This window comes from Streptomyces sp. NPDC030814, from assembly GCF_055572155.1.
The window spans coordinates 107041-121515 of the sequence record NZ_JBVIDX010000001.1; the positions used below are offsets into that span (position 1 = coordinate 107041).

The 14475-nt window shown below is 71.0% G+C and carries 12 protein-coding genes and 1 riboswitch; of the genes, 6 read left to right on the plus strand and 6 right to left on the minus strand.

Annotated features, from left to right (window positions below; all coding sequences use genetic code 11):
• Window positions 1–107: 107 nt before the first annotated feature.
• The gene (locus tag ACZ43N_RS00415; protein WP_468094108.1) at window positions 108–1046 is read right to left on the minus strand and encodes a sucrase ferredoxin; all 939 of its coding nucleotides are present in this window, start codon (window positions 1044–1046) and stop codon (window positions 108–110) included.
• Between the two features lie 153 nt (window positions 1047–1199).
• Window positions 1200–2480 carry a citrate synthase gene (locus tag ACZ43N_RS00420; RefSeq protein ID WP_468094109.1) on the minus strand — a complete coding sequence of 427 codons (1281 nt, stop codon included), beginning with the start codon at window positions 2478–2480 and terminating at the stop codon, window positions 1200–1202.
• Window positions 2481–2576: 96 nt separating this feature from the next.
• On the opposite strand from ACZ43N_RS00420, the gene ACZ43N_RS00425 reads away from it, so the two are divergent.
• Complete coding sequence (locus tag ACZ43N_RS00425; RefSeq protein ID WP_468094110.1) at window positions 2577–3743, plus strand: citrate synthase/methylcitrate synthase; 1167 nt, start codon at window positions 2577–2579, stop codon at window positions 3741–3743.
• Between the two features lie 72 nt (window positions 3744–3815).
• On the opposite strand, the gene ACZ43N_RS00430 is transcribed toward ACZ43N_RS00425, so the two are convergent.
• Window positions 3816–4052, minus strand: a complete 237-nt coding sequence (locus ACZ43N_RS00430) for a hypothetical protein (protein WP_468094111.1) — start codon at window positions 4050–4052, stop codon at window positions 3816–3818.
• A 256-nt stretch (window positions 4053–4308) separates the two neighbouring features.
• Entirely contained in the window at window positions 4309–4824 is a 516-nt protein-coding gene (locus ACZ43N_RS00435; protein ID WP_468094112.1) for a DUF6082 family protein, read from the minus strand.
• A gap of 373 nt (window positions 4825–5197) precedes the next feature.
• Here ACZ43N_RS00435 and ACZ43N_RS00440 point away from each other — a divergent pair, with 373 nt between their 5' ends.
• Window positions 5198–6346 (plus strand): CobW family GTP-binding protein, encoded by a 1149-nt coding sequence (locus ACZ43N_RS00440; protein WP_468094113.1) that lies wholly within the window; start codon window positions 5198–5200, stop codon window positions 6344–6346.
• Window positions 6347–6374: 28 nt separating this feature from the next.
• On the opposite strand, the gene ACZ43N_RS00445 is transcribed toward ACZ43N_RS00440, so the two are convergent.
• Window positions 6375–8831, minus strand: coding sequence for a DNA gyrase/topoisomerase IV subunit A (locus ACZ43N_RS00445; RefSeq protein ID WP_468094114.1), 2457 nt, complete (start codon window positions 8829–8831; stop codon window positions 6375–6377).
• Window positions 8832–9143: 312 nt separating this feature from the next.
• On the opposite strand from ACZ43N_RS00445, the gene ACZ43N_RS00450 reads away from it, so the two are divergent.
• The 4 genes from ACZ43N_RS00450 to ACZ43N_RS00465 all read left to right on the plus strand — a co-directional run bounded on the left by ACZ43N_RS00450 (window position 9144) and on the right by ACZ43N_RS00465 (window position 13991).
• A complete protein-coding gene (locus ACZ43N_RS00450; protein ID WP_468094115.1) occupies window positions 9144–10538 on the plus strand; it encodes a M16 family metallopeptidase in 1395 nt (464 codons plus the stop codon).
• On the plus strand, window positions 10535–11923 hold the full coding sequence (locus tag ACZ43N_RS00455; RefSeq protein ID WP_468094116.1) for a M16 family metallopeptidase: 1389 nt from the start codon (window positions 10535–10537) through the stop codon (window positions 11921–11923). Before ACZ43N_RS00450 ends, ACZ43N_RS00455 begins: the two co-directional genes overlap by 4 nt.
• A gap of 200 nt (window positions 11924–12123) precedes the next feature.
• Window positions 12124–12299: riboswitch (cyclic di-AMP (ydaO/yuaA leader) on the plus strand.
• Window positions 12300–12311: 12 nt separating this feature from the next.
• Window positions 12312–13097, plus strand: coding sequence for a M23 family metallopeptidase (locus ACZ43N_RS00460; RefSeq protein ID WP_468094117.1), 786 nt, complete (start codon window positions 12312–12314; stop codon window positions 13095–13097).
• Between the two features lie 189 nt (window positions 13098–13286).
• Window positions 13287–13991, plus strand: a complete 705-nt coding sequence (locus tag ACZ43N_RS00465) for a GntR family transcriptional regulator (RefSeq protein WP_468094118.1) — start codon at window positions 13287–13289, stop codon at window positions 13989–13991.
• Window positions 13992–14181: 190 nt separating this feature from the next.
• Here ACZ43N_RS00465 and ACZ43N_RS00470 read toward each other — a convergent pair whose 3' ends face one another.
• Window positions 14182–14463 (minus strand): HPr family phosphocarrier protein, encoded by a 282-nt coding sequence (locus ACZ43N_RS00470; protein WP_028802270.1) that lies wholly within the window; start codon window positions 14461–14463, stop codon window positions 14182–14184.
• Window positions 14464–14475: the final 12 nt, after the last annotated feature.

Genomic DNA, 14475 nt, shown 5'->3' on the forward strand with positions numbered 1-14475 from the left:
GTAGAGGGGTGTGGTGGGGATCTCAGGGAGCGCCGGCGCTTGGAGGGGGCGCGAACGGCGGACCTGGCGAGGAGTCGCGAACGGCGGACCTGGCGAGGGGTCGGGCTCTAACCCGCCAGCGCCGCCGGCACCAGTTCCCGTACGGCTGTCACGTCCATCCGGGCCGGAGAGCCGAGGGGAGAGCCGCAGCTTTCCGGGCGCGGCGGCTGGGCGGCGCCCTGGGAGACGGTGACGTTCCAGCGGCGGCCGTCGACGTGGGCGACGGTGACCTCCCAGCGCGGGGCGGCGCCGTCCGTGCGCAGGACGGTGAGGGCCTCTGCCGCGCCCTCGCCCGTCGCGGTGCGCACCGCCAGCTCCGCCGCCTGCCCGGGGCGCTCCCAGGCGGAGTTCCCTCGGCAGCCCTCGGTGACGATCCGCCCCTCCCGTACGCCGTGGAGGACCTCCTTGACGTGGTGGGCCTCGGCGCGCCCGTACACATACCCGGAGGGGAGGACGAGGAGGGTGGGCGAGAAGCGGTGACCGCCCAGATGGGTGACCTCCCAGGTGCCCTCGACGCCGGAGGCCGCCAGCTCGGCGGCGAGCGGTCGGCCGAGCAGGGCGCAGCAGCGGTCGCGTTTGCCGTTGGTGCACACGAGCGCGAGGGGGTGGCCGGTGTGGAGCCGACTCCCGAGGACCGACTCGCAGGGGCGAGGTTCGCCGTTGCCCAGCGAGGCGAAGTCGAGGTCGAGCAGGCGTTCCGGGGCGGTCGTCGTGGCGCTGTGCAGCCAGACGTTCCCGGGGACCGTGTGCGCCACGTACACCTGGCGCTCATGAACCTCGCGGCAGTCGGCGTGGCGGCCCGGCCGCCGGATGAGCGCGACGCGCACGCCGGTGCCCTCGGTGGCGGCTTCGAGGGCGCGGCCGAGCGCGGGGTCCAGGTGGCTCGACGTGAGCGCCTGAGCGCCCCAGGGGCCCGGCTGTTCCAGCAGCAGCCATGTCCTCGCCGTGGCGGCGGTCCCCGCGAGAGGCTCGTCGAGGTGTCGGGACGCGGATGTGCACGTACTCACAGAGGTGAGCCTAACCTGACTTCCGCGTGGGCGACTTTCGGGGCGGGCCGAACGGGTGTGAACCAGGTCGGCACGGGGTGCGTTCGGGGCGCGGCTCGTAGGTGTTCCGTCATGCCCTCGCCCGCGCCCTCTCACGGCTTCGCCCAACTGCGCTCATTCCGGTAGCGGCTGCGGCGGACGCACCCCCACGTACTGGCCGCTCGGACGCATCCGCAGGGGGCGCTCGCCGTACTCCTCCAGCGCGTGGGCGATCCAGCCCGCCGTGCGGGCGATCGCGAAGATCGTCTCGCCGGCGGTGGCGGGCATGCCGGAGGAGGCCGTGAAGACCGCCAGGGCGAGGTCGACATTGGCGTGCAGGGTGGTGTGTCCGGCGGCGGTCGACACGATGTCGCGGGCGGCCGCCAGCGCGGGCTGCGCCTGCGGCATGTCGGCAAGGAGCGCGAACAGGGCGCGCGCGCGTGGGTCCTCGCCGGCGTAGAGGCGGTGGCCGAGTCCCGGAATGCCGCGGCCGGAGCGCAGTTCCTCCGCGATCACCGGGGCGGCGCTGCCATGGTCCAGCACATCGGTGAGCAGCCGGTGGGCGAGGGCGCTGGCCGAACCGTGCAGCGGGCCTTCCAGCGCGCCGAGACCCGCGGAGACGGCCGCGTACGCGTGGGCACGGGCGGACGCGGCGACGCGGACCGCCAGGGTGGAGGCGGCGAGGTCGTGGTCGGCCAGCAGTCCGAGCGCCGTGTCCAGGACCCTCAGGGCGGCTTCGTCAGGCGCGCGCCCGCTGAGTCTCGCCCAGAGGCGGTGGGCGAGCGGCCCCGTGTCGCGATGGCCGCGCGAGGACAGGGGGAGGGCGGCGACGAGGGTGGGGATGAGGGTGCGTGCGGTGCCGAGCACCGCCTTCTCGGAGAGGTCGAAGCGCAGGGGGTCGGCGGCCGCCGCCGCGACCGCCGCGACACGCAGGCGGTCGACGGAGCCGCTGTGCTCGGGCAGCGCGTCGACCGCGCGGCGGGCGGCGGTCAGGGACGCCTTCGGCGCGGTGAAGGAGGCGCCGGGGCGCAGCTCACCCGTCCACAGCCACTCGGCGACCTCTTCGTAGGAGTGGCGCGCGGCGAGCGCCGTCGCGTCGACGCCACGGAAGTAGTAGTGGTCGTGCTCGATGAGGGTCAGCCGGGTGCGGACGGACAGCTCGCCCCCGCCTGCCGAGGTCGCGCCGCCCTCCCGCCGGTTGCGGCGCGCGAGTGCCGCGACCTCCTCGGAGTCGAAGGTGCTGCCGCGGCCCGCCGCGTCCCGGCGGCTGCTGAGCTGGCCGCGGCTCACGTATGCGTACACGGTCTCCGGCTTCACACCGAGCAGTTCGGCGGTCTCCTTCGTGCTGAGCCGCCGCCCCGGGCCGGCGGAGGCGGTCACCGGGTCGGTCGACGCGTGCGTGCCTTGCTCCTTCATGGGCGTCACCGTATCCATAGCTGGGATATTGATTCAATCAATATTGACAGAGATTGAGTCAAGCATGGACAGTCGAATCAAGTTCAAGGAGGAGACATGCCGATCAGCAGGGCCGCGACCGCCTCCGTCGACGTACCGCGAGGACTCGCGGGCGTCGTCGTCACCGACACCTCATTGGGTGACGTCAGAGGACAGGAGGGCTTCTACCACTACCGCCAGTACTCGGCCGTCGAGCTCGCGCAAACCCGTGACTTCGAGGACGTCTGGCACCTGATGATCCATGGCGAGCTGCCGGACGCCGCGCAGCGGGCCGCGTTCGCCGCGGAGGTCCGTCCCCTGCGCCGGCTGCCCGACGACGTACGGGTCGCGCTGCCCGCGATCGCGTCTGCGAGCACGCGGTCGGGGCCGCTCTCCGGCCTGCGCACCGCCCTGTCGCTGCTCGGTGCCTCGAAGGGCTTCCGGCCGGTGTACGACCTCGACGACGACCGGCGACGCGCTGACGCCCTCGCGGCCTCGGCGGCCGTACCGACGCTGCTGACCGCCCTGTACCGGCTGGGCCGGGGGCTCGACCCGGTCGAGCCCCGCGACGATCTGCCGTACGCCGCGAACTGCCTGTACATGTTGACGGGCACGGAGCCAGAGCCCCCGCACGCCCGGGCGATCGAGCAATACTTGATCTCAACCATTGACCATGGATTCAATGCATCAACGTTCACGGCGCGCGTGATCACGTCCACAGGTGCCGATGTCGCGGCCTGTCTGGTGGGCGCGGTGGGCGCGCTCTCCGGGCCCCTCCATGGCGGTGCCCCCAGCCGTGCCCTGGACACCCTCGACGCGATCGGCACTCCGGACCGCATCGACGCGTGGATCCGCGCACGCGTCCTCGCCGGCGAACGCATCATGGGTTTCGGCCACCCCGTCTACCGCACCGAGGACCCCCGCTCCCGCATGCTGCGTGGCATCGCGGAGCGGTTCGGCGGCCCGCGCGTCGCCTTCGCGGTGGAGGTCGAACGACAGGTGGAGGCCATCCTCGCCGAGCTGAAGCCGGGCCGTGAGCTGCACACCAATGTCGAGTTCTATGCCGGCGTCGTCATGGAACTGTGCGGGCTGCCCCGTGAGATGTTCACCCCGACCTTCGCCGCCGCCCGCGTCGTCGGCTGGAGCGCCAACATCCTCGAACAGGCCCGGGACTCGAAGATCATCCGCCCGGCGGCACGCTACGTGGGACCGGTGCCCCCGGTGGCCGTGCCGCTGGTGGCCTGACGGACGAAGCCCGGCACCACGGGGGAGGTGCCGGGCTCGTGTCACGCGCTCCGTCAGGTGAGCGCGGCCGTCTCACGTATCGGGGATGTCGGCTTTGGCACGGACCAGGGTCTCGCGTGTGATGACCACGATGCGTTCGTAGGGAGCACGCGCCGCGTCGGGCGGCAGCTCGCCGTCGAGGGCGGCGGTGGCTTCGGTGCCGATGACAGCGAAGTTGCCGTCACTGAGTTCGAAGATGTCGGGGCAGGTCTGACCCGTGGAGCTGCCGCGCTCCCGGGGCGGAACGCCAACTCGACGCACGATCTTCAAGTCCGGTCCTAGAGGCAATCGAGCGAGGTGGGCCCCACCCGGGGCGCCGCGCGAGTTGATGACCCATGGTGCGTCCGGTCGATTCATGAGCGGGCCCACGGACACTCATGAACAGGCTGCTGCCTCGGGCGGGGATCTGCAGCCCTACACCGCACATGCAAGGACCTGAGCAGGAGGTTCTTCCCGAGCAGGATGCGGAGAGATTACCGGCCTCGATGTCTCAACGTCTCGCTGCTTCCCGAGACTTGAGGGTGAATCACTCGTCCGGCGGTTGCCCGATGACCCACCATTCCTCTCCGTCGTCCCGGTCCTCGACCAGATGGTTCATCTCCTCGACGAGGCCATTCATCATGTCGCCCAGCGCGGCTTCCTCCGACGCGTCGGGCAGACTGTCCCGATGGTGACGCGTGGCCGCCCAGTACTCCCGGAAGATCGTGTTCCGTGCCATCACCCGCAGGTGCCCGTACAGCTCGCCCAGGCTGAGCGCACCGATGCGGTGGTAGTACAGCGCGTTGACGTACAGAGCGTTCGCGAAGAGGTATTGGCGCTGCCGCTCCGGAGGGACATCGGTCTCGTAGGTGTCGAGAACGGCCGCCAGCGCGGGGTCCTCCATGGCCTTGCACAGCAGATCGAAGTGGAGCCGGTGTTGTTCGGCGAGCGCGGCGTGCCTGCGCTGTCGGGAGCCTCTCTCCGCCAGGCCCTGTGCGGCCGAGACGAGCCGGTCGCGGACGGCGGAGCCCAGCCTCCGAATCCCAAAGTTCTGTGTGGTCATGTCAACCCCCGGTTCGGGCGTCCATCCGCGGTCGTCGGGTAGGGGCGACAGGATGGGGACCGGCGAGCGGTGAGCGGCGCGCTTGCCGTCTCCCAGTGTCGCCGAGCGGCACGGGTCGGCTGGGAGGCGGAGAAGAGGCGCACGGAAGGATGTGTGGGTGTCAGAAACCGGCGCCGTGCCCATCGTGAGCCCCACGGGCGCCGCTGACAACCGTTCCCTTCATAGGGGCGCTGGGCCCACTCGTATCCTGGGGCGGCAGGACAAGGCCGTACGAGAGCTGCGGCGCTCCGGCTGGCGCCGGCCCCCTGAGCCGTCCCGGTACGGCGGGCCGACCGCGAGCCGGCGCACGCAACGGTGTGAGAGAGGGCGCGCGTTGAGCCAGTCGTCGAGTCCGGGTCCCCACGACCCACAGCAGATCCCGGTCGTGGTCCTCGCCGGATTCCTGGGCTCCGGCAAGACGACCCTCCTCAACCACCTTCTCCACCGCAGCGGTGGCACCCGGATCGGTGTCGTCGTCAATGACTTCGGGGCGATCGAGATCGACGCGATGGCCGTGGCCGGAGCGCTCGGCGACTCCACCGTGTCGCTGGGCAACGGTTGTCTGTGCTGTGCCGTCGATGCCAGTGAGCTCGACGTGTATCTGGAGCGGCTCGCCCACCCCGCCACCGGGATCGATGTCATCGTGATCGAGGCCAGCGGGCTCGCCGAGCCGCAGGAACTCGTACGGATGGTGCTCGCCGGCGAGAATCCGCGGGTCGTGTACGGCGGGCTGGTCGAGGTCGTCGACGCAGCCGAGTTCCTCGACACCAGGCAGCGGCACCCCGAGATCGACCGGCACCTCGCCATCGCCGACCTCGTCGTCGTCAACAAGGTGGACCGGGCCGAGCACGGCGAGCGCGTCCTCGGACTCGTCCGGTCGCTCAGCGAGGGCGCCGCCGTCGTGGCCGCGACCTACGGGCGCATCGATCCCGCGTTCCTCTTCGACTGCCGCCCGAGCGAGGAACGCATCGGACAGCTCTCCTTCGACGACCTCCACCGGCACGACGAGGACGCCGACCCGGACGACGGGGACGGCGCCACCCACGGCGAGGGCGGTGACGCCCACGGGCATCACCTCGGGCATCTGCACACCGCGTACGACAGCGTCGCCTTCTTCTCCGACCTGCCGATGAACCCCCGGCGGCTGCTGGACTTCCTCGACGGCAGGTCGGACGGGCTCTACCGCATCAAGGGATACGTCGACTTCGGGCCCCACGACACCCGCAACCGCTACGCCGTGCACGCCGTCGGACGCTTCCTGCGGTTCTACCCCGAGCCGTGGACGCCCGGCGACGAGCCACGGCTCACCCAGCTCGTCCTCATCGGCACCGGCATGGACGCCGCCGCGCTGACAAAGGAGCTGGAGGCGTGCAAGGACGACGCCCCACACGCCGACGAGCACAGCATGTGGGGCGTCCTCCGCTACGTACCGCAGAAGGAGCAGGAGGCCGGCGAACCGGAGACCTCCTACGACAGCCTCTGAGGCCTCCGGCTCACCGTGACAACCCTCGTCACACCGGGCCCGCCACCGATGCCACCGGCTTGCCCAGGGAGACACCCGAGCCGTCCCGGCGGGGGTCCATCTCCGGCAGGTCGGCCGGAGTGCCGTTCTTCTGGGCGGCTCGGGCGGGAGCCGGGCCCGCCCAGGCGAAGGACAGGCAGTCCTCGCCCTTCAGATACCGCTGGCAGCGGACACCGCCCGTGGCGCGGCCCTTGCGCGGGTACTGGTCGAAGGGGGTGAGCTTCGCCGTGGTCTGCACGGAGTCGTCCAGCGTGCCGCGCGAGCCCGCCACCGTGAAGACCACCGCGTCCGCGGCCGGGTCGACCGCCGTGAAGGAGATGACCTTCGCGCCCTCGGTGAGCTTGATGCCCGCCATACCGCCGGCCGGGCGGCCCTGCGGCCGGACCTGCGACGCCTGGTAGCGCAGCAGCTGGGCGTCGTCGGTGATGAAGACCAGGTCCTCCTCGCCGGTGTGCAGCTCGACCGCGCCCACGATCCGGTCGCCCTCCTTGAGGGTGATGACCTCCAACTCCTCCTTGTTGGACGGATAGTCGGGCACCACACGCTTGACGACACCCTGTTCGGTGCCGATGGCGAGCCCGGGCGACGACTCGTCGAGCGTCATCAGACAGACCACCGTCTCGTCGTCCTGGAGGGAGAGGAACTCCGCGAGCGGGGCGCCGCCCGCGAGGTTCGGGGCCGCCGCCGTGTCGGGCAGCTGGGGCAGGTCGATCACGTTCAGCCGCAGCAGACGGCCCGTGGACGTCACCGCGCCGATCTCGCCCCGGGCCGTCGCCGGGACCACCGACACGATCACGTCGTGCTTGGTGCGCTTGGCGCCCGCATCTGCCGCGAAGGGCTCCGCGTCGGCCGTACGGGCGAGCAGACCCGTCGAGGACAGCAGCACCCGGCACGGGTCGTCCGCGACCTGGAGCGGAACCGCGGCCACGGGTGCGCCCGAGGACTCCAGCAGCACCGTACGGCGCTCGGTGCCGAACTTCTTCGCCACCGCGGCCAGTTCCCCGGAGACCAGCTTGCGCAGCTCCGCGTCCGACTCCAGGATGCGCGTCAGCTCCGCGATCTCCGTGTTGAGGCGGTCCTTCTCCGTCTCCAGCTCGATGCGGTCGTACTTGGTCAGACGGCGCAGCGGAGTGTCGAGGATGTACTGCGTCTGCACGTCCGACAGGGAGAAGTGCCCCATCAGGCGCTCCTTGGCCTGCGCGGAGTTCTCGCTGGAACGGATCAGCCGGATGACCTCGTCGATGTCCAGCAGCGCCGTGAGCAGACCCTCGACCAGGTGCAGCCGGTCGCGCTTCTTGCCGCGGCGGAACTCCGAGCGGCGACGCACCACGTCGAAGCGGTGGTCGAGGTAGACCTCCAGGAGCTCCTTGAGGCCCAGGGTGAGGGGCTGGCCGTCGACCAGCGCCACGTTGTTGATGCCGAAGGACTCCTCCATCGGCGTCAGCTTGTAGAGCTGCTCCAGGACCGCCTCCGGCACGAAGCCGTTCTTGATCTCGATCACGAGACGCAGGCCGTGCTGGCGGTCGGTGAGGTCCTTGACGTCGGCGATGCCCTGGAGCTTCTTCGAGCCGACCAGGTCCTTGATCTTGGCGATGACCTTCTCGGGGCCGACGGTGAACGGCAGCTCCGTGACGACGAGGCCCTTGCGGCGCGCCGTCACGTTGTCCACGGTCACCGTGGCGCGGATCTTGAAGGTACCGCGGCCGGTCTCGTACGCGTCCCTGATCCCGGAGAGACCGACGATCCGCCCGCCCGTGGGCAGGTCGGGGCCCGGGACGTGCTTCATCAGCGCGTCCAGGTCCGCGTTCGGATATCTGATCAGGTGGCGGGCGGCGGCGATGACCTCGCCCAGGTTGTGCGGCGGCATGTTGGTGGCCATACCGACGGCGATGCCCGACGCGCCGTTGACCAGGAGGTTCGGGAAGGCGGCGGGCAGCGCGACCGGCTCCTGCTCCTGGCCGTCGTAGTTCGGGGCGAAATCGACCGTGTTCTCCTCGATCGACTCCGTCATCAGGCTCGTCGCGGCGGCCTGGCGGCACTCCGTGTACCGCATGGCGGCGGGCGGGTCGTCGTTGCCGAGGGAACCGAAGTTGCCGTGGCCGTCGACCAGGGGGACGCGCATCGAGAAGGGCTGGGCCATGCGCACCAGGGCGTCGTAGATCGACGAGTCGCCGTGCGGGTGCAGCTTGCCCATGACCTCGCCGACGACGCGGGCGCACTTCACGTAGCCGCGGTCGGGGCGCAGGCCCATCTCGTTCATCTGGTAGACGATGCGGCGGTGCACCGGCTTCAGACCGTCACGGGCGTCGGGCAGGGCTCGGGAGTAGATGACCGAGTACGCGTACTCCAGGAAGGAGCCCTGCATCTCGTCGACGACGTCGATGTCGAGGATCTTCTCCTCGTACGCGTCGTCGGGCGGCGGGGTCTTCGTGCTGCGGCGGGCCATCGCTGCCGGCTCCTTGCTGCAAGTGAACGGACTCTGACGCGGACCATTGTGGACTGCCGCACTGACAACCCGGACACGACCCGGCATTCACCCGCCGGGCGGGCGTCCGCGTCGCCGCGTCAACCGCGTGCGCCGACCTTGACCACCGGCCGCCGACGGCCACCGGCGGTCCCGCTCCGGGCACAGGGCGTTCTCGCTGCCGGCGTACGGCCTCCGGGAACTTCGCCGGGCGTCCGCACGCTTGCATACAGTGGCAGGACCGGCAGGACAACCGCGGTTCCACCGACCGCGCTCGCCATCGAAGGGACGTACATGCCCATGGGTCACACGGCCACAGCCGAGGCAGGCTCCGAAGGCCTGACAGTGAAGGAGCACCGCCTGGACAACGGCCTGCGCGTGGTGCTCTCCGAGGACCACCTGACCCCGGTCGCCGCGGTGTGCCTCTGGTACGACGTAGGCTCCCGCCATGAGGTCGAGGGCCGCACCGGCCTCGCCCACCTCTTCGAGCACCTGATGTTCCAGGGCTCCAAGCAGGTCTCGGGCAACGGCCACTTCGAGCTGGTCCAGGGCGCCGGCGGCTCGCTCAACGGCACCACCAGCTGGGAGCGCACCAACTACTTCGAGACGATGCCCGCCCACCAGCTGGAGCTCGCGCTGTGGCTGGAGGCCGACCGCATGGGCAGCCTGCTGTTCGCGCTCGACCAGAAGAACCTGGACAACCAGCGGGACGTCGTCAAGAACGAGCGCCGGCAGCGCTACGACAACGTGCCGTACGGCACCGCCTTCGAGCGGATCTTCCAGCTGGCCTACCCGGAGGGCCACCCCTACCGGCACACCCCGATCGGTTCCATGGAGGACCTGGAGGCGGCCAGCCTGGAGGACGCCCGCCAGTTCTTCCGGACGTACTACGCGCCCAACAACGCCGTCCTCTCGGTCGTCGGCGACATCGACCCGGAGCAGACCCTCGCCTGGATCGAGAAGTACTTCGGTTCCATCCCGTCCTACGACGGCAAGCCGGAGCCGCGTGACGGCGGTCTGCCCGACGTCATCGGTGAGCAGCGGCGCGAGATCATCGAGGAGAAGGTGCCCGCGCGCGCGTTGATGGCCGCCTACCGCCTGCCGGAGGACGGCACGCGCGCGTGCGACGCGGCCGACCTGGCCCTCGCCATCCTCGGCGGCGGGGAGTCCTCCCGCCTCTACAACCGGCTCGTACGCCGAGACCGCACGGCGGTGACGGCCGGCTTCGGCCTGCTGCGTCTGGTCGGCTCCCCCTCCCTGGCGTGGATGGACGTGAAGACCTCCGGCGACGTCGAGGTGCCCGTCATCGAGGCCGCCGTCGACGAGGAGCTCGCCCGATTCGCCGCGGAGGGCCCCACGGCCGAGGAGATGGAGCGCGCCCAGGCCCAGTTGGAGCGCGAATGGCTGGACCGGCTCGGCACGGTCGCGGGCCGCGCCGACGAACTGTGCCGCTACGCGGTCCTGTTCGGCGACCCCAAGCTGGCCCTGACCGCCGTCGACCGTGTGCTCGACGTGACCGCCGAGGAGGTCCGGGAGGTCGCCCAGGCGCGCCTGCGGCCCGACAACCGCGTGGTGCTCGTCTACGAGCCCGTCGCCGGCGACGAAGCCGACGAGGAGGCCGCCGAGGCCGAGACCCCGGCGACGGACGCCGACGCAACCACCGACGAGACCGAGGAGTCGGCGAAGTGACCGAGCTCGCGACCATGGACTTCCACCCGCAGCCCCAGGCCGGCGAGGCCAGGCCCTGGGCATTCCCCGCGCCCGAGCGCGCCACCCTGGACAACGGCCTGACGGTGCTCCGCTGCCACCGTCCCGGCCAGCAGGTCGTCGCCGTCGAGGTGCTCCTCGACGCCCCCCTGGACGCCGAGCCCGCCGGCCTCGACGGCGTCGCCACCATCATGACGAGGGCCTTCTCCGAGGGCACCGACAAGCACTCCGCCGAGGAGTTCGCGGCCGAGCTGGAGCGGTGCGGCGCCACCCTCGACTCGCACGCCGACCACCCCGGCGTACGCCTCTCCCTCGAAGTCCCCGTGTCGCGGCTGGGGAAGGCGCTCGGCCTGCTCGCCGACGCACTGCGGGCCCCGGCGTTCGCGGACAGCGAGATCGAGCGGCTCGTGGCCAACCGGCTCGACGAGATCCCCCACGAGACCGCCAACCCGGGCCGCCGGGCCGCCAAGGAGCTCTACAAGCGGTTGTTCCCCGCGGGCTCCCGCATGTCGCGCCCGCGTCAGGGCACCGAGGAGACCGTCGCGCGCATCGACTCCGCGGCCGTACGCGCCTTCTACGAGCGGCATGTCCGCCCGGCGACGGCCACCGCCGTGGTCGTCGGCGACCTCACCGGAGTCGACCTCGACGCGCTGCTCGGCGACACCCTGGGCGCCTGGACGGGCTCTCCGGCCAAGCCCCGCCCCGTGCCGCCGGTGAGCGCCGACGACACCGGGCGCGTCATCATCGTGGACCGCCCCGGCGCCGTCCAGACGCAGCTGCTCATCGGCCGTGTGGGCGTCGACCGGCACGACCGGGTGTGGCCGGCCCAGGTGCTCGGCACCTACTGCCTCGGCGGCACCCTCACCTCCCGTCTGGACCGCGTCCTGCGCGAGGAGAAGGGCTACACCTACGGCGTGCGCGCGTTCGGCCAGGTGCTGCGCTCGGCACCCGACGGCTCCGGTGTCTCGATGCTCGCCATCAGCGGTTCCGTCGACACACCGAACACCGGTCCGGCGCTCGACGACCTGTGGACGGTGCTGCGCACGCTCGCCGCGGAGGGGCTGACGGACGCCGAGCGGGACGTCGCCGTGCAGAACCTCGTCGGGGTCGCCCCCCTCAAGTTCGAGACGGCGGCGGCCGTGGCGAGCACACTGGCCGACCAGGTCGAGCAGCACCTGCCGGACGACTACCAGTCGACGCTGTACCGACAGCTCGCCGCCACCGGCACCGTGGAGGCCACCGCGGCCGTCGTGAGCGCCTTCCCGGTGGACCGTCTGGTGACCGTCCTCGTCGGTGACGCCGCGCAGATCGAGGAGCCGGTCAGGGCCCTCGGCATCGGTGAAGTCACCGTCGTACCCGCCGAGTAGAGACCGGCGCGCAGACGGGAGACCGAGGGCCCCGGTGACGGAAGAGTCGCCGGGGCCCTGTTTGTCCCTATTCATGGGGGAGGTTGCACGTCTGCCCTGTGGCGTACGCTACAAAACCCGTGATGCGTTTGTTATTTCGGAGGCGACCCGCTTAGCGTCGGTCCGGCTGTTCGCCAGCAGTTCGCCGCATCCGCGGCACCGGACAGTCATCGCCGAGTCCCCCGTACGGCGCGAGCCAGGGGAGCCGGGGACCCAACCGCAGTCCCTGGGGTGAATCGGGTGCCCTTCGCGAGCTTCGCGAAACGAGGGGTGTCCGTAGGAGACCTTCCTGCTCCGAACCCGTCAGCTAACCCGGTAGGCGAGAGGGAAGGAAAGGATCAGCCACTCCATGGGGTTCACCCGCGCTCCCGGGAAACACCGCCGTCCCGGCCGAGTGAAGCGCACGACCACGAGGACCGTGGGCGTCGCCGCTCTCACCACCACCGGTGTCGTCGGCACCGTGGCCGTCCCGGCGCTCGCCGCGGAGCCCGCGCCCGAGCAGACCGGACTGAACCAGATCATCGTCCTCGGGGACACGGTCGCCGAGCAGGTCGACGCCCAGGCCGCCGCCCAGCAGCAGGCCGCAGAAGTGGCCGCCGTCAAGCAGAAGGCACAGGAGGAGGCCCGCAAGGCCGCCGCCGAGAAGGCCGAGCAGGAGCGCGCCGCCGCCAAGGAGCGCGAGGAGATCAAGGCACGTGCCGCCCGCGCGGCCGAGCGCAAGCGCCTCAACTCCTACGTCGCCCCCATCAGCGGCTCCTACATCTCCACCGGCTACAAGTCCGGCGGCGCCGTCTGGTCCTCCGGCAGCCACACCGGTGTCGACTTCCACGCCGCCTCAGGCACGGCCGTCCTCGCGGTGGGCGCCGGCACCGTCGTCGAGGCCGGCTGGGGCGGCGCGTACGGCAACAACGTCGTGATCAAGATGAACGACGGCACCTACACCCAGTACGGCCACCTGTCGTCCATCGCCGTCTCCGTCGGCCAGACGGTCACCGCCGGTCAGCAGATCGGCCTCTCCGGGGCGACCGGCAACGTCACCGGCCCGCACCTGCACTTCGAGGCCCGCACGTCGGCCGAGTACGGCTCGGACATCGACCCCGTCGCGTACCTGCGCTCGCACGGTGTGAACGTCTGACGAAAGCGTCACCCGCCTCAGGAGGCCCCGGCTCACCGAGCCGGGGCTTTCCTTGTTGTGGGGCACCTCCTGTCCAAAAAATATCCATGGATTCCGGCCTGCCATCGGAAATTCCGGCTCGCTGCAATAGAGTCGCCTGAACACACGTCAATCAAGGACGTTTCACGGGGATTAAGGCGGAGGTCGGTCATGCGTATTCCGGCGCACTCGGTATGCACGGCGATCCGTGATGACATCGTCGCGGGTGTCTACGAGCGCGGCAGCCGTCTCACCGAGGAACTGCTCGCGCGCCGTTACGGCGTCAGCCGCGTCCCCGTGCGCGAGGCACTGCGCACGCTGGAGGCCGAAGGCTTCGTGGTGACCCGCCGGCACGCGGGCGCGTGCGTCGCCGAGCCGACCGAGCAGGAGGCCGCCGACCTGCTGGAGATGCGCATGCTGCTGGAGCCTCTCGGTGCCGCCCGCGCCGCCCAGCGGCGCACGGAGGCACACCTCAAGGTCCTGCGCGGCCTGGTCAGGCTGGGCCAGGAGCGGGCCAGACGGGGCGGCAGCGAGGATCTGCGCTCCCTGGGCGGCTGGTTCCACGAGACGCTCGCCCAGGCCTCCGGGAGCCCCGCCCTGACCTCGACGCTCGCCCAGCTGCGGCACAAGATCGCCTGGATGTACGCGGTCGAGGCGCCGGCCAACCCCGTGGAGTCCTGGGCGGAGCACGGCGGCATCGTGGACGCCGTGGCGCGCGGCGACAGCGAGCGCGCGCGGACGATCACCGCCCAGCACACGGAGCGCGCGACCTCGGCGCACCGGCTGCGCTTTCCCGGCCGGCCCGCCGCGGCGGAGCGGCAGGACCGTGTGAGGACTTCGCAACAACCCGTAAACATGCCGAGTCTGCGGCATTAACACGAGGGCCGTATACAAAGAAGGCGTGAATTGGAGGGGCGTTATTTCTGCTGCCCGCAGACGGATTTCCCGACGCCGCAGACCGATTTACCGGCGCCGCTTCCCATGGAAATACGAAGGGCCCGCCCGATAAATCGGACGAGCCCTTCAGTGCTGCCGCGAGCGGCCTTTCAGGCCTTTGTCGCGCGGGTCAGACCGTCTCGGGAAGCTCCTCGAGCCCCTCGGCGACGAGCTTCGCCAGACGGTCGAGCGCGGCGTCCGCGCCCTCCGCGTCGGAGGCGAGGACGATCTCCTCGCCGCCCTGGGCGCCCAGACCCAGGACCGCCAGCATGGAAGCGGCGTTGACGGGGTTGCCGTCCGCCTTGGCGATCGTCACGGGGATACCGGAGGCCGTGGCGGCCCGGACGAAGATGGAAGCGGGGCGGGCGTGGAGGCCCTCGGCCCAGCCGACGTTGACGCGGCGCTCAGCCATGTGATGCTGCCC

What these genes read in the sequence shown, in the direction of transcription:
- ACZ43N_RS00420 (WP_468094109.1), bottom strand. Translation starts at nt 2,480, where the DNA reads ATGAAGGAGCAAGGCACGCACGCGTCGACCGACCCGGTGACCGCCTCC.
- ACZ43N_RS00425 (WP_468094110.1), top strand. Translation starts at nt 2,577, where the DNA reads ATGCCGATCAGCAGGGCCGCGACCGCCTCCGTCGACGTACCGCGAGGA.
- ACZ43N_RS00435 (WP_468094112.1), bottom strand. Translation starts at nt 4,824, where the DNA reads ATGACCACACAGAACTTTGGGATTCGGAGGCTGGGCTCCGCCGTCCGC.
- ACZ43N_RS00445 (WP_468094114.1), bottom strand. Translation starts at nt 8,831, where the DNA reads ATGGCCCGCCGCAGCACGAAGACCCCGCCGCCCGACGACGCGTACGAG.
- ACZ43N_RS00450 (WP_468094115.1), top strand. Translation starts at nt 9,144, where the DNA reads ATGCCCATGGGTCACACGGCCACAGCCGAGGCAGGCTCCGAAGGCCTG.
- ACZ43N_RS00460 (WP_468094117.1), top strand. Translation starts at nt 12,312, where the DNA reads ATGGGGTTCACCCGCGCTCCCGGGAAACACCGCCGTCCCGGCCGAGTG.
- ACZ43N_RS00465 (WP_468094118.1), top strand. Translation starts at nt 13,287, where the DNA reads ATGCGTATTCCGGCGCACTCGGTATGCACGGCGATCCGTGATGACATC.
- ACZ43N_RS00470 (WP_028802270.1), bottom strand. Translation starts at nt 14,463, where the DNA reads ATGGCTGAGCGCCGCGTCAACGTCGGCTGGGCCGAGGGCCTCCACGCC.